This window comes from Planococcus sp. BI3 (genome assembly GCF_056680115.1).
Genome location: NZ_CM155266.1, coordinates 3,568,671 through 3,591,023 on the forward strand (window position 1 = coordinate 3,568,671; position 22,353 = coordinate 3,591,023).

Consider the following 22,353-nt stretch of genomic DNA (forward strand, 5'->3'; position numbering starts at 1 on the left):
CTGGTAGTGGACTATGAGTACACGGGAAAACTGGAACAGCGGGAAGCTATTCTCTATTCATCTCCATACGATACAAAAAATTATATGAAGCAGTTTGATTCAGTAGAATTTTTCACATGTTTTTATGGTTATCCGAGGACAAAAAGGAATGGCAAATTGTGAATTCTTATGTAGTGATATTGGTTGCAACGGGTTTTATTTAGGGTTCTGTTGCCGGAGTGAGGGAAGTACATTTTGGGTATTCATAAGGTTTATTTTACTAAAAAAATGGGGTTAGGACAATATTGTTTTCAATGAAATCAGTCAATTGTAAACGCTAAACTAGATGGGTTCTCACACACTTTTAGGGAACGAAATAACCTTCTCCTACAAAAAACCTCCTATTGTCACAGGTTAATCACCTGTGACAATAGGAGGTTTCGTAAGCCTTGAACCCCGGCTCGTCCATAATCATCTGCCTGTTCGGCGTGGAATAATCGTTAGAGACAGTGGATGCGGTAGGTGTTGCGGCCCGCTTCTTTGGATTGATACATGGCAATGTCGGCGTTTTTCAAGACGGACGATACAGTGGCTCCTACAAGAGGCGTTAGCGCAATGCCCATGCTGGTGGTGACGTTCAAGGAGTCGGCTTGCCGCTCCCATGACTGGGCGATGGCTTGTTGAATCTTCTGGGCCACCGCATCTGCCTGTTCAACAGTTTGCACAGCCGGCAGCAACAGGATGAACTCGTCGCCGCCAAGCCGGACTGCTGTGTCTTCTTCGCCGATAACAGCCGACAGTCTTCGGCCGAATTCCTGGATAACGGCATCCCCCACATCATGGCCCAAGTGGTCATTGATGTCTTTAAAGTGGTCAATGTCCAGCAGCAATACCGTTAGCACAGCGTCTGTTCCGTTCGGCTGATTTACCTTCTTCACAAGACGTTCTTTTAAGTAGCGCCGGTTGGGCAGGCCGGTCAACGAATCGTGGTAGGCATAATGGTGCAATTGCTGTTCCCGTTCCTTATGCAGCGTAATGTCCTGCGTAATCGTCAGCATATGGACAAACTGCTGGTTTTCATCAAACACCGGTGTCCCTTGGACTTCAGCCCAGATCCACCCGCGGGTTTTGTGCTGCAGCCGGACTTCTGAAATATAGGTTTTGGCTTCTCTGACCGCCAGGGCGTACGCCTGTTTCATTTGAGGGATGTCATCCGGATGAACATTGTCAAACGGCGGTTTGCCCATATACTCTTCCGGTTCCATGCCGTACACGCGCTTGCTGGAAGGGGAAACGTAAAGGGGGGTTCCTTTATGATCCTTCAGGACAATGACGTCATGGGCATTTTCGGCAATAATGCGGAAACGATTTTCACTTTCCACAAACTGGCTGGCGAGTTTGTCCAGTTCGGTCATGTCTTTTAACGTGACATAAATCCCCATAATCTCCTCATCTACTTCGACCGGAGAAAAGTGAACCAAAACAGCCACCTGTTTTCCATCTCCGCCTGAAAATTTCGTGCGGAAATTTTGTGACACCCCGTCCATGGCGAGTCTGAAATAAGCTTTCATCCGTTCGGCATCGGTTTGCGGGATGTGCTTCAAGACTTCGGTCCCAATCAAGTCGTTCAACCTGTATGCGGTAAGTTGTTCGACTGCGTGATTGCCAGTCAGGATGCGTCCTGCCAAATCCAGGGAGAAAATCGCATCTGTATTGTTTTCGTATAAAGAACGGTAGCGGGAACGGCTTTCTTTTAATACTTCCCACGCTTCTTCACTGGAAATTCCGGCCAACTGTTCTTTTGTAATATCTTTGACCACTCCGATGATATAAGCGCAGTCCACCGCTCCATCCGATAAGGGAACCAAGGTGGTTTTGGAATAACAAACTTCCCCTGTTAGGGACGTATAGGTGTCTTCGAAGACGACCTCCTTGGTGGTTTTCACGACTCGACTGTACTGAGCCGTCAATAGGCGGGCAGTAGTTGGATTGTGGACTTCGGAAAATACTTTGCCGAGATGGTTTTGAGTCAGGTGGGTTCGTTCAAAAACCGCTTGGTTGAAAAATTCATAGGTGAGCATGCCAGTGTCTGTGACGCCCACGATAAATACCATGTCTTTGATCGCTTCCAGCAACGCTTTTTGATAGGGAAGTGCAGTTGGTTCGCTCATGTGTTCAGGTCCTTCCTTCATTCCTTCAGGTATTTCGCTTCAAAGTCCACCACTTTCATTGGCTTGTCGTACAAATAGCCTTGAAAAATGTTGCAGTCGTTTGCCAGAAGGAAGTCGGCTTCTTCGATGCGTTCAACCCCTTCGGCCACCAAGTCGCATTCAATGCTTCTGGCCAGGTAGATCAGGGATTTTAAGACGGATTCGGATTTCGGGTCCTGGCCGATTTTTTGCACAAAGTACCGATCGATTTTGATTTTGCTGATGGGAAAGTGCGTCAAATAGGAAATCATCGAAAAGCCGGTGCCGAAATCGTCAATGGCAATGGACATCCCCTGCGCTTTGCACAGCTGCAAGTTTTCTCTGATCTTCGGTGAATAGGTCAATTCCGCCTGTTCCGTAATCTCGATTTCAACCAACTTCGGATCAATTTGATAGTGATGCATCAAGGCGATAAAACGCTCGAAGAATTCCGAATCGCTGATCAGGGAAGCGGTCATATTGATGGCCGTCCGCATTTTCCACTGATAGGTGTGTTCCCATTCTTTCATTTGGGTAAATACTTCCACCAGCAGGTGAGAAGTCAGTTGGACAATTCTTCCGGTTTCCTCTGCCACTTGGATAAATTCATCAGGCGGGATTTCACCGAGCTCTGGATGACACCAGCGGGAAAGCACTTCTGCTCCGACAATCTTTCCGCTGTGCCCATCGATTTGCGGCTGAAGGGTGTAGTAAAAGCCAGTCGTTTTCAAATCGCCGTCGAGCCCTTCCTCAATGAGTGCCCGGCGGTTCCGCAGCGTGACCATTTCTGGATGGAAAAAGGCATGGGAAGTGCCTTTGTTTTTTTTAGCTTCCCCCATCGCCATTTCCGCATAAGAGAGCAATTCGTTCAGGGTGAGCGGATCAAGAGTATGGCAGACGATGCCCATGCTGGAACTGACCGTGACGGTTTGAGTGTTTTCTAAAGAGATGGGGGTTTGGAAAATCAACTTAAACTGTTCAATAAATTCGACAGGCCTTTCATGAGGCGCATGTTCCCGGACAATCAGAAAGGCGTTTTCGTCTGACCGGCCAATGTGACAAGATTCACTGACGAACGCTTTCATTTCGTCGGCCACTTTTGTCATGATGGTGTCGCTTGCATTGTGGGTGTAGATGGAGTTGATGGAATTCAAGTTGTCGATCGTCAGATGGAGAACTGAGAAGTTGGTTTCGTAATCTAAGAGGGATTGGATCTTTTGGGTGATTAACTTTCGGTTTGGCAGGTTCGTCAAATAATCATAATACGCAAATTGGGTTAATTGGCTCTCCGCTTTTTTCTTTTCACTGACATCCTGAAAATAGACGGACAACCCGCCTTTTGCGTGTGGACAGGCTTTCACCTGAAACCATTTATCCAGCGGCTTGTAATACTCGACGAACTCGACCACAGTCTGTTCTGCCAAAGCGCGGTTGTAGTGGGGAAAGAAGGAATCCCAAGCTTCCGGAAATAGCGTAAAAATCTCTCTGCCGGCCGCAAAGCCACGTTTGACGCCCAGCCCTTCCTCCGCAATTTCGTTCATATAAATCACATGCAGATGATCATCCAGCAAATAGAAGCCGTCTGTCATGCTTTCCAGCACAAGTTCAGCGGTAATCGCTTTATTTGATTGGAGGGTAATGGGTTTGTGAAAAATGACGGCTCCTTTCGCATCGCCTGAACCCAGAGTGATCCCGCGTACCATTACCTGCAGCCATTGCGTTTCCCCGTTCCCCAATAGAAACGGATACATCTGCCTATGTTCAGTTCTTTCATTCGCCATCACTTGTTTGATGAAGTGCTGTTCGTTTGCTTTGCCGCGGCTTTCCAATTGCCCAAAATAATCGGTTCCGGGTTTCCATAGCAGTTCTCTTACTTGGTGTTCTCTACAAAAATCAATCCATGCCTGATTTACTTTAATGATTATTCCATTTTCATCAATGGCGATTAGGAATTCGTCTATGGTGTTGATCCATTCCTGAATTTGTCCGTAATTTTTTTCCAAAAATGCACATCCTATCAAGTTGCTGCGCGTGTGGCAGCTTTTTTCAATGCTTCTACTGAGACAGAGGAGCCAGGTTTACTGAGGGTGAAACAAGGGGGGAGCGGTAAAACTTTTCTTCCCGTTCAAATAATGACCACTTGATTTTTGCCCTGATCTTTGGCTGAATACAAGGCCTGATCGACCCATTCCGCCATCGAATTCATGGAGAAATCATCGGTGAAGCTTTTGCCGCCTATGGAGACAGTGACGTTGATCGGGCGGCCCTTTACTTTAATTTCCAGCTGCTGGATTCCGCGGCTTACCTGATTGGCCAGATGTTCCAATTCGGCTTTGCTCGCCCGGGGCAAGAGGATGGCAAACTCATCTCCTCCAATGCGTGCCACGAGATCCGTTGGCCTTGTGACCCGTTCAATTTGGAGAGCCAGTTGTTGTAAGACCAAGTCGCCTACAGGGTGCCCGTACGCATCATTAATTTCTTTGAAATTATCTATGTCAATGGACAGCAACGATAAAGGTGTGTGCTGGTGCAGGGCCAGGTCAGCTTCTTTTGTCAGCATCTCTTCAAAATAGCGTCGATTATACAAAAAAGTCAACGCATCCTTTTCAGCGTATTCCTTCAGCTGAAGTTCCAACAGCTTTTGTTTCGTGATATCCACGTGGCGAATGACTACTCCGGCAATGGTCTCTTCATCTACGTAGAGCGGCGTAGCTTGCATCAAAAACCATCTTTTTACGGAAGGGGAATGGCAAGGATATTCGAAGTTGAAGCAGTCCTCATCTCCGGAGAGAATGGACTGCAGCCCTTGATGGACCTCCGGCTCTGTTTCGCAATGCTGAAGGTAATTCGTACCAAGGCCGCTGCTGGATAAAGTTCCGCCATTGCGCAGCGTAAATTCATCCCATTCCTTGTTGGTAAAGTAAATCATGCCATTCCGATCCATCACACAGATTTGATCTCTTAACGAATTCAAGACGATTCCATCTATTTTCGGTTCTGGGGACGGAAAGGAAACAAATTGCCGTTCATTGCCCTCGCCGTCTTTTAGGAGAAGCGGTAAGTTGATGGAATAGTCCTTCCTTTCCATTCTAGTGCAACCCTTCAAAGCATTTTTGGGGATTGGAATGGCCAAAAATTCCGACTGGATCAAGAAGCACAGTCCATTCTATTTTCATCTCATTTAATCCTGTTGCTTGTGGTTCACGGATTTGCATAGTCAGTCAATCCCATCTATTGTAAGTTAGATTTCAATTCCCTTGTTTATTCATTCGATGGAAGCCACCCCATAATAGTGAATAGCCGTACCAGAAATAGTTCCGCTTTGTGCAGCTCCGGCCACGATATTCAGCCGAAATAAAAGGAATGGAGTTTAAAAATCTCCACTCCCTTTATCGTGTTTTTGAATCCTTGTTCCAAATAATTCCTTTATTTTAAATAAATACAAATTTTTATTTTATAGTATTTTTTATCCTATTATAGAGTAACATATGTTTGATTTTTATAACATATAGGAGGGGAATTGTGTCGGTGCCTGGCACCTTGTTTTTATCCTAGAGCAAGTTGAGCATAATGCCCGTTTTATCATCCGCAAATTTGAGGCGCGGGTAAGTGACGCACATTTTGTCTGACTGCTCGAGGCGCAGGACTTCTTCTTTTAGCGCGTCCAATCCATTGTCGAAAGCGAATTTGGCGGTGGCTTGCCATGCCGCGCTTCCGGATCCTTTCTGTATCGGCAATTGCAGGCCGTCTGAAACGAGCAGGATTCGAGTGGCGCTTTGGAGTGAGATGGACCCATAATCCACAAAGGAAAGGGCTTCCGCGCTGCCGTCAATGATGCCGTATCCCCCATGGGTATTCAGTTTTCTTCTGTTTTCGATAATCAGCGGCAAGGCTGTTTGGCGTGCGTCCCCGAGCAAGGAGGCGACGTGCTCATCATCCCGGCTATCAGGGGTGGCTTCCGCGGCAATCATGGAAACGAGTGTTTGATGGAACAGTTCAATAGAGGCGCTGTCCAGTTTAGCCAAGTGGTCATAGGTGAGGGAGCGAACCTCTCCGTTCGCCTGTTCGATAAAAATCATGCAATCGCCGGCATGGGCAAATTCCAGGCGGTCGCCTTCCAGTTTAATGACGGCCAGCCCGCAAGTACTGCGTGCTTCTTTCGGAATCAAGCTAAAACTGGCAATGTCCATTTCTTCGAGCGTTTGCAAACCTATCCTTTCATTGGCAAGCTGCAGTCCTTCCAAGATCGTTTGGTTTTCTTCCAAGGTTTCCAAAGAGCTTTTGACGAATTCTGCCGCCATCTTTCCGGAAATTCCGCCAAGGCCGGTTGCGCCGTCAATCGCTGCAAAAATCCCGTTTTGTTCGTCCACGACATACGCGTCTTCGTTTTCTTTATTGCCGCCTTGCACATAAACAAGTTCAACCCTCTGGCTCATCGGCTATCCACTCCTTATCTGAACAGGGCTGACAGCAGCCCTGTTGCGATTAATGTTAGGCCGACGGCTACGACGGCTATGTATTTCCATATGGCTTGATTGATGGAGGAAATTAAAATGCTGAAAGCGACATTGACCAGCACCATCGCTCCGGCCAAGACAAGGATCAGCATCGCGGCTTGGGTAAAATCGGATTGGTTGCTCAAAATATTGATGGACCCGATGATGAAACTGATGATGGCGGTGAAAAAAGCCAGCATCTGCAAATTTTGCGCTTTCATACTCTCCATGGTCGCTTGCGATGAGGTCACGGCTTCCTCAATCGAATTTTGCGCAGAAAGGACAATGGCCTTTGATTCTTGAATATCGGCTATGACGCTTTCATAGAGCTCAAGGGTTTTAATTTTAAGCAGAACGTTCTGGTAGTTGTTGAGGCGCAGGGCATAATCGTTGGAAGTGCTCGTTTCAAGGTCCATCGCTTGCAGGATGTTCAGCTTTGCTTCTTCGAACTTTTGATTTTGTGCAAGGATCCGGCCTCTTGTGCAGTAGAATTTTGCATAATCCGGAGCCACGGCGATGACAGTCTCAATCAACGAAGAGGCATTCCGGCGGTCGGCAGTGCGAATTTCCAGTCCTTCTTCCATCGCCGTTACGACCGATTCACAATAATTGTGGAGGACCCCGACATGGCGATTCAGTTTGACGATCGCCTGGCTGCTGTATTCAATCGATTTTAAAATTCCGTCCCGGTCACCGTAGGCTTTATGCATCAGCGATAAAACATGCAGGTGCAGGGAAATGCCGCGGAATTGCTCGATGTATTGATCGACGACCGCTTTGAACTTGGAATGGTCGTTCTGCCGTCTATGGTGGAGCGTAATGCCGAAAAATGCCCGGAATCGAAGGTCTAGGTCCTCTTCGGTCTGTAAAATTTGGTGCAGGTCTTCAACCACAGAAGCAGATTCCTGTGTCATCATTTTGGCGATGGCGTCTTCAAATGCCCGTTCGTCCGTAGAGCCAAAGCTGAGCAGCTTTTCTTTCAGTGCTAGTTGATCGTCTACCAGGATCATCTCCATAGTTTTAACTCCCATCGATTATAGTAGGTCTATTTTAACCTTTAATAAGGCGGAAATATAGACCTATTTTCTAGATTGGATCCGTGTTTCAGTGTAATAAGTAGTTGTTTGGGTGCCAGGCACGCAAACAATTTCCAAGACTGAAGCCATAGGTCTGGGAGATTGAAATACTAATGCTTATAGAAAAATAGCTCATGCATCAGAAGCATGCATGAGCAAGAAAAAAGCCATTCGCTCCGAGATTGCCGGAATTGACTGATTTAAAGGGAGGTGTTGGTTCCATAAACGAACAGATAGAAATCGTCACGAATAATACGCGGAATTTTCACATCGTCCGTTTTTGGGGCATTGCCTTATATGATCCAATTCGGGACAATCGATTGCAGCAAATCGAACAAAAAAAGTGCTGCAAAGCCAATCTGGATTTTGCCCAATGTGAAATGTGAGTGGAAGGTAAATTGAACCGCATATATGGATAGTTTTAAGATAGCTTAAAAAGCTGCTACTGAAATCCTGCATGCTTTCTCGTAGCAACTTTTAGGTTATTTCCCACGCAATAAATTCTTCTGTATCTTTCCGATTGACGTCCTCGGAAAATCATCGATAAACCGAAACTCTTGCGGCACTTTAAAGTAGGACAGGTCTTTTGCACAAAACGCGCGTAGTTCTTCAGCTGCGACTTTTCGTCCTTCATATAGTTTTACATAAGCAATAACAGTTTCTTCACGGAGTGGATCGGGTTCACCGACAACGGCACAAGCCTGGATGGCTGGATGGCCGGACAGGATATTCTCAATCTCTATAGAAGAGATGTTTTCACCCGCTCTTTTGATCATATCTTTATTGCGGTCGACAAACCAGATAAAGCCATCTTCGTTGGCGTAGCCATTGTCTCCGGTGAACAGCCAGCCGTTTTGGAGAGTTTGTGCAGTAGCTTCCGGATTTTTGTAATAGCCTTTCATCATGGAAGGGCCGGAAACGACAATTTGGCCGACACTGTTTGGCGGCAGTTCCTCTCCTTCTTCGTCGAGGATCTTCACCTGATGGCCAAGTGCTGCTTTACCGATGGCGGAAATGCCTGTTTCTGGGTTAGTTGGCATGTCTTCATAGAGCGGCGTGACGATATTCGTCGTGATGGATTCAGTCATGCCATACCACTGGAAAAGCTTGATGCCGAAGCGTTGCTGGAATAATTGAAGATTGCTTGTCGTCACAAACAGGCCATAACCGGCCTGACGGATGGAGTTGTTTTTTTCTGCCGGATGCGCTGGTTTTTCCAAAAGCATCTTGATGGTGGTGGCGACCATGCTGGTGACGGTCGGTTTATGCTTTTGGACCGTATCCCAGAACGTCGATGAACTGAAACGCTTTTCCAGAACGATGGTGCCGCCGCAGACAAGCATAGCCATGGATGTGTAATATTGCGAATTGACATGGAACAAGGGCAAAAAGATCAGGTAGCGGTCATCCGGGTTTAATTGTTGATAAAGGACTGCGGAATGACCGGCGAACAGGTAATTTTCATGGGTGATCAAGACGCCTTTCGGTTTCGCAGTTGTTCCGGAAGTGTACATGATTCCGGCAACGTCATTCAGCGAGACTTCACTGTTGATTTTTCCATTGGAGAAAGAGGTTAATTCCTTGTACCAGTCGTCATCATTTTCCTGGCAGAACGCTAATTTTTTTTGATGAGCAATATCGATGTGCTGGTCAGTGATCAGATCTTGTTCGTAGAGAAAACCTTTGCTCTCAGAATGCTCCAAGAAATAATCTAGTTCCGAAGCCGTTGCTGCGGTATTAATCGGAAGTAGAACCGCACCGATTGCTCCGCAGGCAAACCAAGTTTCGTAAAACAAAGGGGAGTTGGAAAGAAAACCGGCAACGGTATCCCCTCTGCCGATGCCTTGGTGTTCGAACCAACGTGCCAGTTGATTGACACGCTGGAACATAGATGAGTAGCTGTAACTATCATTCCCGAAAACGAGAAATTCTTTTGCCGGTTTTTTTATGGACTGTTTTTCAAGCATGGTGTAGGTGGTGTGTCTGCCATGTGTTAGCATAAAGAAAAACTCCCTTCAGTTTAGAGAATCAGCGGTACGACAGTGACAATGGTTCCTGCAACAATCATTAAAAGCACCATGGACACTAGACAATAACCCCAAATATCCTTTAATCCCAATCCGGAAAGTCCAAGAGCGGGCAGGACAAAGAAGGGTTGCATCAAGTTCGTTACCAAGTCACCGATAGTTACGGTATTGACCACGGAGGCAATTGGAATGTTGAACGTTCTGGAAGCTTCCAGCATGATTGGTCCCTGTATTTGCCATTGACCACCAGCGGAAGGGACAAAGACATTGACGACTGCGGCAGAGAGGAATGATAGCAATGGAAACGTGTATTCATTCGAAATGGAGACAAAAGACTGTGAAATGACGGTGATCAATCCAGAGCCGACCATCATTCCCATAATTCCAGCATAAAAAGGAAATTGCAACAGGATGCCTGAAGCGGAGGGCATTCCCGCCGTGATGGCATTGATATAGCTAAGCGGTGTCCCATGAAGAGCTAGGCCAAGAATGATGAAGAAGAAGTTCAGAATGTTAAGCTCCAGATTAAAACCGTTTTGCACGACATATTGAACGAGCCAAAGTGTTCCGAGTGCGACTACAATGTAGTTGATGATCTTGCTGCGATCCAGCATCTCTGCGAAAGTTTTAGCTTTTTCTTGTTTAGGAACAACAAATACTTCGACATCTTTTTCAAAAGGAATCACTTCGTCCTGCTTCGGCATCATTTTTATGTAGACAAACAATACGACGAGAAGACCGATAAACGCTGTGAGCAAAAGAGTTGGGCTGAAGATAGTTTCGGATAAAGGAATCAGTCCAATTTCGGCTTCTAGTGAATGTCCGGGCGTATTGACGAGAAGTGGCGCTGTTACAGTGATGCTCGCGGGCAAAATAGCGATAGTGCCAGTATAGGCAGCCGCTATTAAAATTCGAAAATCGGCTGTTTTGACATTTTTCGCAACTTCAATGGCGAACAGGGTACCTAATACAAAGCCAAGTCCCCAGCTGAGATAACCGGCTGCAGCTGCTACCAGAATGGTGGTGATCAATGCAGATTTTTGGGTCTTTGGTATAGAAGCTACACGCAGCAGTAATTTTTGGACGGGCGGTGCCTTAACTAGGGCATAGCCTGTAATCAGGATAAGAATCATTTGTGTCGTGAAAGCCAAGAAGTTCCAAAATCCTGAGTACCAATGAGTAGTCATATCCGTCAGCGATTGGTTAGTGACAGTCATCCCGAGGATGAGAGTCAAGAAAGTCAGTAAGATGGCAAAGATAAAAGCGTTCGGTAAATAATTTTCAACGCCGACATTAAAACGCTGTGATACTTTTCTTAACATGTAAGTTTTCCCCCTTAGATTGTATGCGCTTACAGCAATTTGACCATTTTTCCCAAAATCTATAGACTATAGTCTATGAATATAATTTCGCAGACTCAAGTTTATTTGTCAAGTTTATTTAAAATATTCTGAAAAGGTGGAAGAAGATGGTGACAAGACAAGAAAAAGCCAAAGAAACCAAAAGAAGAATTTCCCGGATTGCGTTGGAGCTTTTCAATGACAAAGGATTTACAAATGTAACGGTAGACGAAATCATCGAGAAGGCAGCTTCATCAAAAGGAGCTTTCTACAATCACTTTAAAAGCAAGCACGATATCTTTGCCGAGAAGTTCAAGGAAATCGATGACTTTTATGTTGAAGAGTTATTTCCGCAGTTAGAAACAGAAACAGATGTCGTGAAGAAATTGAAACGCTTCTTATCCATGCAGATGGCCTATATCGAACAGGATCTCGGCTGGGATGTCGTCCGGACCATTTACGAACAGGAACTGAATCCGGAACGCGAAAGTTATTTTAGAAATCCAAATCGTCCTCTCTATCATTTTCTGGTCGAACTTTTCGATAAAGGGAAAGAGAATGGCGAGTTGCGGGATGATTTAACCACGAGAGAAATGGTCATTGCTCTCATTCGCGCAATGCGTGGCATCCTCTATGATTGGGGAATGCAAAAAGGGGAATTTAGTTTAGTCGAAGAACAAGCTCTGCTGTTTGCTGTGGTAATTCGAGGATTGGAAAAGTAGGGAAATCCAAAAAGGATGGTTCTGTGAGTCAGCTCACAGAACCATCCTTTTTTTCATCAATGAGAACAGTTGAATTTTTTATCCCTTCGACCAATGTGTGAATCATGAATTTTGATAAATCTTGAAGACTCCGCTCGCATTGGCTGACACCCCAATGATAGATCATTCCCATCATCGCTTGATTCATTAAGGTCAAAAGATCTTCAACTAACTGCTCCGAGGAAGATGACTTTTCTTTTTGAACTTCTTCCGCCAATGACCGCAAGATAATTGTCAGGCCACGGTCTTTATTTAAGAAATAGGTATGTTCTTTCGATAGGAGAGCCGAGCTATAGATTACTTTCATGAGTTCTTTGCCCATTTGGTCATTTAAAAAACACATGACTTCATGAACAAAGAGTTCAATTTTTTGATAAATATCCATTTCTTTCGGAAGCGAGTGGAAGACTTGCATGTAATAATCATCCGCTTCTGAGAATTTGACCAGGAACAAAGTGGACTTAGAAGAAAAATGCTGATAAAACGATCCTTTCGAGGTGCCGCTTTCTTTGCAGATTTCATCGACTGTGACTTTTTCGAATCCTTTTTTAGCGAAAAGCTGCAACCCGGTTTCCAATATTTTTTTTTGTGTTTTTTCGCCTCTGGCCTGCTTATTTCCTCGATTTAACATTTTCCCACCTCATTTTTGTGTTGACAGAATATTCTAACCTGTAATAGAATCGGACTACGGTCTACTTAAACTAGACTACGGTCTAGTATTTACGTTCTTTATTCTATAGAAAAACAGGAGTTTTGGCAATGAAAAATGTCAGCGCTTACAAACGGAGGGATTGCATGAAAAAACTCATTCAAGCAAGTGACGTAAAGAAGTTGGTAAAAAGCCACGATCAATTATTGGTCGGTGGATTTGGATTGTCTGGCACTCCATTAACTGTGTTGGATGGATTACTTGAAGCAGAGATCGAAGGACTGTCGGTCGTCAGCAATAATCTGGGGGATAGTGGCCAGGGGCTGCACAAGTTATTCATCCAAGGAAAGATAAAAAAGGCAATTGGTTCGTTCTTTACAACCAATAAAGAAGCGGTGCAGGCCTGGCAAAAAGGTGAGTTGGAAATTGAACTGCTTCCTCAAGGGACTCTGGCGGAAGCGATTCGGGCAGGAGGCGCTGGCATCGGTGGGTTTTATACTCGAACAGCCGTCGGGACAGAACTCGCTGAAGGCAAAGAAGAACGAGTGATCGACGGAGAACGATACATTTTTGAAAAGGCGATTAAAGGAGATGTGGCGCTCATTAAAGCAAAACAGGCAGATACGCTTGGGAATCTGACCTACCACACCACTGCCCGGAACTTTAATCCGATGATGGCCACCGCCGCAACAATCGTCATTGCAGAAGTAGAGGAAATTGTGGAAGCGGGTGAGTTGAATCCCGAATCGATTGTCACCCCGCATGCCTATGTTGATTACATCGTGAAAAGCAAGCATCAAAAAGAAGGGAGGAATTATATTGGCACAGAACAAAAGGCATCAAATAGCTAAACGTATCGCTGAGGAATTGAAAGAAGGGCAGATCGTCAACTTGGGTATCGGCATCCCGACCATTGTAACGGAGTATTTAGGAGATAAAGAAGTGTATCTGCAAACGGAGAATGGGTTATTGGGCATGGGACCACCTCCGGAAGAAGAAGCGATTGATATCGATTTGATAAATGCCGGGAAAGAACCCATCACGCACTTGCAGGGATCTTCTTTCTTCAGCAGCGCTGATTCTTTTTCGCTGATTCGTGGAGGCCATGTAGATGTTGCAGTTTTGGGTGTTTTGGAAGTCGACGTCACAGGAGAAATTGCGAACTGGGCAGTTCCCAACCAACCAATCCTTGGCGTCGGGGGAGCCATGGATTTGCTGGTGGGAGCAAAAAAAGTTATTGCAGCCGCTACCTTGTTTACGAAAGATGGAAAATCAAAACTGGCGCAAAACTTAAGCTATAAAAGCAGTGGAATACGAAAAGTGGATTTGTTTGTAACGGATTACGCCGTCTTCCAATTCAATGATGAAGGGGTAAAAGTTTTGGAAATCCTGGAAAATCTGTCGATTGATGAACTGAGTGAAAAAGTGGGCTTTTCTTTAGAATATGCAAAAGAAAAAATCTTGAAAAACTAATTTGACTATACGCTAGGGGGATCTGTATGTGGAGTGTGCTCACGATCATTTTGTCATTAGTTCTGTTAATTGTATTAGCACTTAGGGGATTCAGCATCATCATCATTGCGCCGGTGGTCAGTTTATTTGTTATTGTCACGAACAGTATGCCGATTCTTGATTCGTTCCAAAACGATTATATGACCGGATTCATCAATTATGCGAAGAATTATTACCTCATTTTCCTTTTTGCTGCGATGTTCGGAAAGTTCATGGAAGATAGCGGCGCTGCCCGAAAAATTGCGGAAACCTTGTTAAGATTCTTAGGAAAAGGCAGTAAATATAAAGTGTTGGTTTCGGTCATGGCCATTTGTGCATTTTTGACTTATGGCGGCATTAGTTTGTTTGTTGTTATATTCGCAGTTCTGCCGATTGCCAAGCCGTTATTTAAAGAACTCGATATCCCGTGGCATTTGTTTCTTGCTTCTTTTTTCATCGGTATCGGTACCTTTACGATGACCATGCTTCCAGGGACGCCTGCCATTCAAAACATCATTCCTATCAGTTACTTGGGGACAAGTGTCACCTCAGGTGCGTGGATTGGCATAACAGCTACTATTACTGTTTTGGTATTCAACCTTTGGTATTTGAGATATGCGTTGCGTAAAGCGGAGAAGAAAGGCGAAACTTATGGCAATATGAAAAATCTGGAGGATAAACAAGGGGAAGCGGTTGAAGATAAATATGCTGACAAGAAGCTTCCAAGCCTCTGGCTCAGCGCCATTCCCCCTGTCATGCTTTTGGTCATGTTGAATATTTTAAAAATGGAAGTTCTTTATACGTTAATGATTGCGGTGGTTTTATCAAGCGTGGTGTTTTGGAGATACATTGACGTGAAAAAGAAGACCGTCAACGTCGGAGCTACCAATGCTGTTTTGCCACTAGTCAATACCAGTGCAGACGTTGGTTACGGAGCAGTAATTGCCGCTACCACAGGATTTGCTGTTTTTACAGATGTCATGACAAGTTTGCCGGGAAGCCCGTTAATCTCTCTTTACATCGCCACTACGGCACTCGCGGGAATTACGGGTTCAGCCTCGGGCGGGTTGGGAATTGCGATGGAAACTTTGTCGCAAACTTACTTGGATCTCGACTTGAATCCGGATGCTATCCACAGGGTGGCCGCTATGGCTTCGGGCGGATTGGATGCACTGCCGCATAATGGAGCGGTTATCACCACTTTAGTAGTAGCAGGGTTAACGCATAAAGACGGATATATCCATGTATTCATGACAGCAGTTGTTGGACCATTGGTTGCCGCGGTTCCAGCAATCCTAGTCGCCGCCACATTCTATTAGAGAAAGGATGAATTCACTTGATAAAAAACTTAGGAGTTATTGGGGCAGGGACGATGGGTTTTGGCATCGCCTTCCAATTCGCCATAAATGGAGTTCCAAGTAAATTGTGTGATGTGTCGGAAGAGACTTTAGCGACAGCAAAAGAGAAGTTCGGCGTCTATTTGGATCTTTTTCGTACAGAAGGATATGACATCCGCTTTAGTGATGAAGAAATTGAGAGCAATATTTTCTATACCACTTCAATGGAAGATTTAGCAGATTGTGATTTTATCATCGAAAGTGTTTCTGAAAACCTTGAACTTAAACAAAAGTTGTTCAAACAATTGGATGCTATTTGTTCACGGCAAACAATCCTGGCTTCGAATACTTCAAGTTTAAAGTTATCGGATATCGTAGTGGATGTCGAACAGCATAAAGAGCGGGTCCTGCTGACTCACTTTTTCAACCCGCCGCATATCGTCCCGTTAGTGGAATTACTGCGGACTGAACATACGCTTGATGAAGTATTTAAAGAGGTCAATGAGTTTCTGGAGGACAACGGCAAAGTAACGATTGAAGTAAAGAAAGAAGTTTCAGGGCTTGTCGCCAATCGGATCCAGGTAGCAATGGCAAGGGAAGCCCTTTCCCTTATCGAAGATGGGGTGGTTAGTGAAGAAGATTTGGATACCGCGATTTTTGATGGTCCAGGATTTCGTTTTTCTTCCAGTGGTTTATTGAAAATCATCGATTTTGGCGGATTGGATATATGGAAAATCGTCCTGGAAGAACTGCAGCCAAAAATCGAGTCCCAAAACCGGCGCTTTTCCATCATCGAAGATCGCGTTGCCAATGGTTCACATGGCGTGAAAACAGGTTCAGGATTTTTTGATTATCCTGGAAAAGGCTTTAACGAATATGTCATGGACCGGGATAAAAAATTAGTTCAGCATCTGTTGAATACACATCCCGAATTAAAAACGAAAAAGGAGGAGACGGAAAAATGACTACTTATATACTTGACGGTGCACGGACAGCTTACGGAACATTCGGAGGGGCTTTAAAAAATACCAGTGAAATGGAATTAGGGGTAGTGGCAGCAAAAGAAGCCATTGCCAGAAGTGGAGTGCCTGTTGAGGATATCGATGAAATCATTTTTGGTAACATCATTCAAACGACCAAAGATTCAGCATACCTGGCTAGACATATTGGTTTAAAAAGCGGGATGGTGGAAGAATCTTCTGCGTTAACGTTGAATCGCTTATGTGGTTCAGGCCTTCAATCGATTATCTCGGGGGCACAATCGATTGCTTCAGGAGACTCCCAAGTTGTGGTGGCAGGTGGAACAGAAAATATGAGTTTAGCTCCGCATGTATTAAGAGGGACGCGTTTCGGCTCTCCTGGAAAAGCACCGTTGATAGACGATATGTTGTGGGAAACTTTGATGGATAATCATGCTGGATGCGGAATGGGGATGACAGCAGAAAACTTGGCAGATAAGTATTCGATCAGCCGTGAAGAGCAAGATGAGTTCGCTGTGGCCTCACAAGCGAAAGCGTCTAAAGCGAGAGAAAGCGGCCGGTTTGCTGAAGAAATTGCGCCGGTTACATTGAAAGGCAGAAAAGGCGAAGAAATTATTTTCGATCAAGATGAACATATCCGTGAAGGAACAAGCATGGAGAGTCTGGCGAAACTAAAGCCAGCGTTTCGGAAAGATGGAACAGTAACACCAGGGAATTCCAGCGGCATTAATGACGGCGCAGCGGCAGTGGTTCTGGCTTCAGAGGAATACGTCAATGCTAACAACCTTAAGCCATTGGCTAAAGTGATTTCATGGGGAATTGCGGGAGTGGATCCAACCATTATGGGAATCGGTCCGGTCCCAGCAAGCAAGAAGGCATTAGCCAAAGTTGGATTGACGTTAGATGATATTGATTTGTTCGAATTGAATGAAGCGTTCGCGGCACAATCGTTGGCAGTGTTGAAAGAGCTTGGAATTCCACAGGAGAAAGTGAATGTCAATGGCGGAGCGGTAGCGTTAGGGCATCCCGTAGGATCAAGCGGCGCACGTGTTGCCTATTCTCTGGCTTTGGAAATGAAGAAGCAAGGCGTTAAGTACGGACTCGCCACGTTGTGCATTGGCGGAGGGCAAGGAATTGCCGTTATTCTTGAAAATCCAGAAGTAGTTTAATGACAAGCATGATTGGTGAAATACACCCAAACTAATGGAAAGAAGGGATACGATTGAATATAGCTGTTATAGGTGTTGGATCACTCGGAACGATTGTAGGGGCAATGTTGAATTCCAAAGGGATTAAGGCGGATTTGGTTGATGATTACCAAGAGAATATAAGAGGCATCAGAGAAAATGGGGTAGAAGTTGTCGGGAATATTGAAGTCAAAGCTAATGGTGATGCTTACCATATTGATGAACTGGATAAAGAATATGATCTTGTTCTACTGCTGACGAAGCAATTTGAAAACGAGAAGATTCTTACGAAACTGATTCCTCACTTGCATGCCGACAGTATCGTCTGTACATTGCAAAATGGAGCCCCGGAAGAAAAGGTCGCAGAAATTGTTGGGAAAGAACGGACGATTGGAGGAGCTGTTGGTTTTGGCGCTACTTGGCTAGGGCCTGGCGTTTCAGAACTTACTTCGGAAAGGAAAGTCCTTGAAAACTTTGCTTTCGAAATTGGTGAAGTGGACGGAGAAATTACAGAACGAATTAAAAAAGTAAACGATATTCTCCAAAATGTTGGCGGTTCTGAAATAATGGATAACTTAGCAGGAGTCCGCTGGGCTAAAATTTTAATGAATGCAGCCTTTAGTGGAATGTCCGCCGCATTAGGGTGTACTTATGGAGAAGTAATGGATGATCCAAGAGGCCATTGGTGTCTTGTGCACATTGCCGATGAAACCATTAGAGTAGCAGAGGCCCAAAACATTAAATTTGTTAAAATGCAGGGTGTGGATTTCAGCGATCTGAAATTGAAAGACGATAGTCCTGAAGAGGTGTTGAACAAGTTCCCGTTCATGAAAGAAGTGTGGGGACGACATCGGAAACTTAAAGCCAGTATGCTTCAGGATTTAGAGAAGGGGAGAACGACAGAAATCATCCATATTAATGGAGTCGTAAGCGATAAAGGAAAAGAGCTTGGTATACCCACACCATTTAATGATGTGGTAGTGAGGCTAGTGAAGCAGAAAGAAGCAAACAAAGAAGCGGTGACCCCACATTATATTGATGAGTTCTTTAAGAAAGTGAATAGTTCTGTTGTTTAATTTAATATAATACCTGACCTCTGGAGAGCCTGTTCGCTGGGCGATTTCGAGGTTTTTAAGTTTGTGTAGGTAAGCAACTTCTTGGCTTTGGCGATTCGTCTTTCGGTGATGAACTCGACAAAGTTCATACCGATGCATTGTTTACAGACTTTGGTGAAATTGCTGTTGCTCATGTGCAGTTCTTTCGCGAAATCGGTTTGGTTCAAGGGTTTTTCCAGGTTATCAGAAGCAAATTGAATTGTATTCAAGATGGAAGAGTCTTATTTTGTCTCGTTATTTAGGGATACTTGCAGATCCAGATTCTGGCAGAGAGAAAGGGTTGCTGCGTCAGCTTGCAGAGTTCTACGGATTTGACCGCAGTTAATTTTTTTATATGCCCCACTATAGATTTATAGGGAAACAAAATTCTCAGCTGTAAGCCAGGTATGTATCCATAGTTCTATAAAGGCTGTAATAAATAAAAAAAATATTTATCTAAAAAAATTTCAATAAGCATATAATATACAAAATCAAAGTAAAATATATGCTTAAAAATAAATAAGTAGTAAAAATAAACCAGTTACATTATAGTTGAAGGTACTATATGACTACGAAAGAACGGATGGATTATAATGGAAGATTCAAAAGTGGATTTTTTTAAAAATGAATCGGAGAATAGTGAAGTAGGGAACATAAGTTCTCTTATAGGTAGTTTGAAGAATTCAATTTTAGATTTTGAAGACAATATTTCAATTATGATTAGTGGTGAATTTAATGCAGGCAAATCTACCTTTATAAATGCATTATTAGGTGAGAAGATTTTAACCACAGATGTTACCCCGGCTACAGCAATAATTACAAAACTGACTTATGGAGAAAAGAGAAAGGTTTTAGCTCACTATATGGATAAGTCCATTGTAGAGTACGAAATTGATTGGGTGGAACAATTGACTGCAGAACGAGAAGGTTTTGGTGAAAATATTAGAGCTAAACTTTCATATGTAGAATATCAACTTCCAATTGAGATTTTAAAAAAATATACATTGATTGATAGTCCTGGTTTAGGTACCTTATACAAACATCACACAAAGATAACGGAAGCTTTTATTAAAAGAGCTGATATAGGAATCTGGCTGTTTAACTCTTTAAGTGTTGGAACAGCTACAGAAATAGCTTGGCTTAAGAAATTGAATGCTCTAGATCTTCCGATATACGGGATAGTCAACGCAATTGATCGCATTGAGGACGATGAATTAGATTCATTTATGGAAGATAATAATAGAAGACTGAGGCCGTACGTCAATAAGCTTTTTGGAATGTCTGCTATTGATATATTAAATGGAAAACTAAATCAAAACGTTGAAGAACTAGACTGGGGTAATATTCAAGCAGTCGAAGAGTTATTTTCGGAATTTGATTCTAATCGACTGTTTAAAATGAAAAGTTTGTATAGAAATTTAGATTATCCTTTAAAAGGTTTAGTAGAGCTTGCCCAAGAAAAAAAGCGTGATTATATTTTAAGCGATGATAGTATCAATATGGAAAAAATTGATATGTATTATAGTGAATATGAATATCATAAAAATTCTGTTGAGCGATTGAAAGTAAAAACGGATAATTTAGTTGGGAAATGGAAAAATTTTATTAAAGCTAGTAATGGAAATAGTCAATACATAAAAGACATTGTATATAAGCTTGGAAATTCAGAAGATTTATTACTATTTTGGGAGCAACAGATACAAAGGAAATACAATAAATACGTTACGAAACATAACAATTTAAGTGGAGAACATGAGTATTTAACTTCTTATAGTGCCGGTTTAGAGAAAAGTTGGAAAGAAAGTAGATTGCCTATTTTAAGATTGTTAAGTAAATTATATTTTTGGCCTGCAGCAGGCATCCATAATAAAGCTATTAGGAAGTGGAATGCAAGAGCTGATTTTCTTGATCTATTTAACGGGAAATTCCGGAAAACTTGTAAGGCATTCAATAGTGAAATAGAAAAAAGAATAAAAATAGAATTTGATGCTCTTAAGAGTGAATGGAACGAAATCTCTTTCGAAAGGGAAACTTTTCAGAAAGAATTTATGGAAGAATATAAAAATATAGAGACTTATAAAATTGAACATTTCCATAAACATTATGAAAATATACAACAAATTTCTCGTTTGCTAACGGATATAACATATACAAACAACACTGATTTTAAAAATATGAACTCCTATAAAAAAATAGAACTGTCTGTTCGGGAAATTGATAGCTTGTATCGAGAAAAAGATTACTTAAATTTTGTAGAAAAGTTGTTAGAGATGCGTACTACTAATATTGAGAATCAATTCTCAAAATCGACTTCTTTGGAAACTCCAATTTTTAAAATGCCGGATGATTTCAGTAGTAAAAAAATTCCAGAGGTAAATTTAAAGGAAATAAAGGTAAAGAAGAATTTGAAACTGTTTGAAAGTGAAAGTGGAGAGAAAGAACCATTACATATGAGAACAGTTATTGGATTTTTCTCTGTTCTTGGGGTCGTTTTCACATTAATAATTTTAATGATCAATAGTTTTAATTATGTTGAAGAAAATCAGAATACTACTGAACTTACAACAGACACATCTTCTAATGGAAGTATTGTCGTGTCTCCAGAAGAGCGACAAGAAGAACTTAAAACTTTTTTGCAAAGCTACCGTCTAGCTTATCAAGAAGCATTAAATGAAGAAGAATTCTATTATGTAGCTGATTATCTTGACAATCAATCGCAAGCTTATAATGATATGAGTAAAGCTATTGATTCGATTAAAGATAAAGAACTGGTATATACATTTTTATCGACAGAAGTTACTGATATAAAACTAGTTCAAGATAATCAAGTCACCTTAAGAACCGAAGAAATCTACTCACTTTATAATAGAATTGATGGCAGCGAATCTTTGAATGAGAAATCGAAGGAATATAGCATATCGGTTACTGTGGACGGGTCTTTTTTGATAGAAGAAATTAAAGAAGTCATTTCTACAGGCGAAACAGTCAGCCTTGTTACAGCCTCAGAAGTAGAAGGAATGGTTAGTGAATTTTATACGGATTTAGTATTTGCAATAAATGGAGGAGCCTTTTCGAGTGTCCAAAAGTATTACGTGAAAGATAGCGATTATTATAATTCTATGGAAGCTAATTTTTTAGAAGAGGGTTTCGAAGAAATTTTAGATATGAATAATAATTACATGGATATACTATCAATCAAAGTCTATGATAACAATCATTATGTGGCAGTCATCCATGTTGAAGATGAGTATCTCTACCAAAGTATGAAGGGAACAACAAATGAAAGTCAAATAGAGTTTCTAATTGAAGTTATGAATAATAAAGAGCTAAAAATAGTTGAAGTCTTAAATGAAGAAATTTTAGCTCAAACAGAATTTTAAGTCGATCAAAGACTACCGTCTCTTCTAAAAAAATAGAAGAATGCATGCTGGGAAATCGCTGATTTAAAAGCAATAAAAATCAAATTTTTATAAGAAAATAAAACTACAGCCCTTCTAAAAGAAGGGTTTTTTCATACGATTTTATAATGACAGAAAAAATTTCCACATCCCTTACTAGTATTTTCATGCTTTTGCTACTAGTGCTATTGAAAGCAGGGAGTAAAATAGATATGGAATAATGAGTTTGTTGAATCATATATACTACAAATATGAAAAAAGTAATATAAAAAGTTTTGTTTATTAAGAATTTTTTTCCATTTTTTATAGTCAAAAATAACTAATAGTATTATAATTTTGATAACTAAAT

The 22,353-nt window shown here is 42.5% G+C and carries 17 protein-coding genes; 8 read left to right on the top strand and 9 right to left on the bottom strand.

Annotated features, from left to right (window positions below; translation table 11 throughout):
• Positions 1-479: 479 nt before the first annotated feature.
• The 7 genes from AC1MEO_RS17700 to AC1MEO_RS17730 all read right to left on the bottom strand — a co-directional run bounded on the left by AC1MEO_RS17700 (position 480) and on the right by AC1MEO_RS17730 (position 11,089).
• Positions 480-2,150 (bottom strand): sensor domain-containing protein, encoded by a 1,671-nt coding sequence (locus AC1MEO_RS17700; protein ID WP_480332945.1) that lies wholly within the window; start codon positions 2,148-2,150, stop codon positions 480-482.
• Positions 2,151-2,167: 17 nt separating this feature from the next.
• Positions 2,168-4,171, bottom strand: a complete 2,004-nt coding sequence (locus AC1MEO_RS17705; protein WP_480332947.1) for a sensor domain-containing protein — start codon at positions 4,169-4,171, stop codon at positions 2,168-2,170.
• A 122-nt stretch (positions 4,172-4,293) separates the two neighbouring features.
• Positions 4,294-5,256 carry a sensor domain-containing diguanylate cyclase gene (locus tag AC1MEO_RS17710; protein WP_480332949.1) on the bottom strand — a complete coding sequence of 321 codons (963 nt, stop codon included), beginning with the start codon at positions 5,254-5,256 and terminating at the stop codon, positions 4,294-4,296.
• A 463-nt stretch (positions 5,257-5,719) separates the two neighbouring features.
• Complete coding sequence (locus AC1MEO_RS17715) at positions 5,720-6,604, bottom strand: PP2C family serine/threonine-protein phosphatase (RefSeq protein ID WP_480332951.1); 885 nt, start codon at positions 6,602-6,604, stop codon at positions 5,720-5,722.
• 14 nt (positions 6,605-6,618) lie between these two features.
• A complete protein-coding gene (locus tag AC1MEO_RS17720; protein WP_480332953.1) occupies positions 6,619-7,680 on the bottom strand; it encodes a hypothetical protein in 1,062 nt (353 codons plus the stop codon).
• Positions 7,681-8,222: 542 nt separating this feature from the next.
• Positions 8,223-9,740, bottom strand: coding sequence for a class I adenylate-forming enzyme family protein (locus AC1MEO_RS17725; RefSeq protein WP_480332955.1), 1,518 nt, complete (start codon positions 9,738-9,740; stop codon positions 8,223-8,225).
• A gap of 20 nt (positions 9,741-9,760) precedes the next feature.
• On the bottom strand, positions 9,761-11,089 hold the full coding sequence (locus tag AC1MEO_RS17730; RefSeq protein ID WP_480332957.1) for a short-chain fatty acid transporter: 1,329 nt from the start codon (positions 11,087-11,089) through the stop codon (positions 9,761-9,763).
• A gap of 146 nt (positions 11,090-11,235) precedes the next feature.
• Here AC1MEO_RS17730 and AC1MEO_RS17735 point away from each other — a divergent pair, with 146 nt between their 5' ends.
• Positions 11,236-11,829, top strand: coding sequence for a TetR/AcrR family transcriptional regulator (locus AC1MEO_RS17735; protein WP_480332959.1), 594 nt, complete (start codon positions 11,236-11,238; stop codon positions 11,827-11,829).
• A 28-nt stretch (positions 11,830-11,857) separates the two neighbouring features.
• Here the strand turns inward: AC1MEO_RS17735 and AC1MEO_RS17740 are convergent, their stop codons facing one another.
• Positions 11,858-12,499, bottom strand: a complete 642-nt coding sequence (locus AC1MEO_RS17740; RefSeq protein ID WP_480332961.1) for a TetR/AcrR family transcriptional regulator — start codon at positions 12,497-12,499, stop codon at positions 11,858-11,860.
• Positions 12,500-12,663: 164 nt separating this feature from the next.
• Between AC1MEO_RS17740 and AC1MEO_RS17745 the strand changes: the two genes are divergently transcribed.
• From AC1MEO_RS17745 to AC1MEO_RS17770, 6 genes are read left to right on the top strand one after another with little or no spacing between them, the layout of a single operon-like run.
• The gene (locus tag AC1MEO_RS17745; protein WP_480332963.1) at positions 12,664-13,368 is read left to right on the top strand and encodes a CoA transferase subunit A; all 705 of its coding nucleotides are present in this window, start codon (positions 12,664-12,666) and stop codon (positions 13,366-13,368) included.
• The gene (locus AC1MEO_RS17750) at positions 13,337-13,990 is read left to right on the top strand and encodes a 3-oxoacid CoA-transferase subunit B (RefSeq protein WP_480332965.1); all 654 of its coding nucleotides are present in this window, start codon (positions 13,337-13,339) and stop codon (positions 13,988-13,990) included. Before AC1MEO_RS17745 ends, AC1MEO_RS17750 begins: the two co-directional genes overlap by 32 nt.
• Positions 13,991-14,016: 26 nt before the next feature.
• Complete coding sequence (locus tag AC1MEO_RS17755; RefSeq protein WP_480332967.1) at positions 14,017-15,327, top strand: GntP family permease; 1,311 nt, start codon at positions 14,017-14,019, stop codon at positions 15,325-15,327.
• A 17-nt stretch (positions 15,328-15,344) separates the two neighbouring features.
• A complete protein-coding gene (locus tag AC1MEO_RS17760) occupies positions 15,345-16,310 on the top strand; it encodes a 3-hydroxyacyl-CoA dehydrogenase family protein (protein WP_480332970.1) in 966 nt (321 codons plus the stop codon).
• Positions 16,307-17,494, top strand: coding sequence for an acetyl-CoA C-acetyltransferase (locus tag AC1MEO_RS17765; RefSeq protein ID WP_480332972.1), 1,188 nt, complete (start codon positions 16,307-16,309; stop codon positions 17,492-17,494). The genes AC1MEO_RS17760 and AC1MEO_RS17765 overlap by 4 nt, the downstream gene beginning before the upstream one ends.
• Positions 17,495-17,547: 53 nt before the next feature.
• Positions 17,548-18,588, top strand: coding sequence for a ketopantoate reductase family protein (locus AC1MEO_RS17770; protein ID WP_480332974.1), 1,041 nt, complete (start codon positions 17,548-17,550; stop codon positions 18,586-18,588).
• On the opposite strand, the gene AC1MEO_RS17775 is transcribed toward AC1MEO_RS17770, so the two are convergent.
• Positions 18,585-18,836, bottom strand: a complete 252-nt coding sequence (locus AC1MEO_RS17775; RefSeq protein WP_480332976.1) for a helix-turn-helix domain-containing protein — start codon at positions 18,834-18,836, stop codon at positions 18,585-18,587. The genes AC1MEO_RS17770 and AC1MEO_RS17775 overlap by 4 nt on opposite strands.
• A 363-nt stretch (positions 18,837-19,199) precedes the next feature.
• Between AC1MEO_RS17775 and AC1MEO_RS17780 the strand changes: the two genes are divergently transcribed.
• The gene (locus AC1MEO_RS17780; protein WP_480332978.1) at positions 19,200-21,986 is read left to right on the top strand and encodes a dynamin family protein; all 2,787 of its coding nucleotides are present in this window, start codon (positions 19,200-19,202) and stop codon (positions 21,984-21,986) included.
• Positions 21,987-22,353 lie beyond the last annotated feature (367 nt).

Excerpts from the sequence above, each read along its gene's own strand:
- AC1MEO_RS17700 (WP_480332945.1), bottom strand. The coding sequence starts at position 2,150 with ATGAGCGAACCAACTGCACTTCCCTATCAAAAAGCGTTGCTGGAAGCG.
- AC1MEO_RS17710 (WP_480332949.1), bottom strand. The coding sequence starts at position 5,256 with ATGGAAAGGAAGGACTATTCCATCAACTTACCGCTTCTCCTAAAAGAC.
- AC1MEO_RS17715 (WP_480332951.1), bottom strand. The coding sequence starts at position 6,604 with ATGAGCCAGAGGGTTGAACTTGTTTATGTGCAAGGCGGCAATAAAGAA.
- AC1MEO_RS17720 (WP_480332953.1), bottom strand. The coding sequence starts at position 7,680 with ATGGAGATGATCCTGGTAGACGATCAACTAGCACTGAAAGAAAAGCTG.
- AC1MEO_RS17725 (WP_480332955.1), bottom strand. The coding sequence starts at position 9,740 with ATGCTAACACATGGCAGACACACCACCTACACCATGCTTGAAAAACAG.
- AC1MEO_RS17730 (WP_480332957.1), bottom strand. The coding sequence starts at position 11,089 with ATGTTAAGAAAAGTATCACAGCGTTTTAATGTCGGCGTTGAAAATTAT.
- AC1MEO_RS17735 (WP_480332959.1), top strand. The coding sequence starts at position 11,236 with ATGGTGACAAGACAAGAAAAAGCCAAAGAAACCAAAAGAAGAATTTCC.
- AC1MEO_RS17740 (WP_480332961.1), bottom strand. The coding sequence starts at position 12,499 with ATGTTAAATCGAGGAAATAAGCAGGCCAGAGGCGAAAAAACACAAAAA.
- AC1MEO_RS17745 (WP_480332963.1), top strand. The coding sequence starts at position 12,664 with ATGAAAAAACTCATTCAAGCAAGTGACGTAAAGAAGTTGGTAAAAAGC.
- AC1MEO_RS17755 (WP_480332967.1), top strand. The coding sequence starts at position 14,017 with ATGTGGAGTGTGCTCACGATCATTTTGTCATTAGTTCTGTTAATTGTA.
- AC1MEO_RS17765 (WP_480332972.1), top strand. The coding sequence starts at position 16,307 with ATGACTACTTATATACTTGACGGTGCACGGACAGCTTACGGAACATTC.
- AC1MEO_RS17780 (WP_480332978.1), top strand. The coding sequence starts at position 19,200 with ATGGAAGATTCAAAAGTGGATTTTTTTAAAAATGAATCGGAGAATAGT.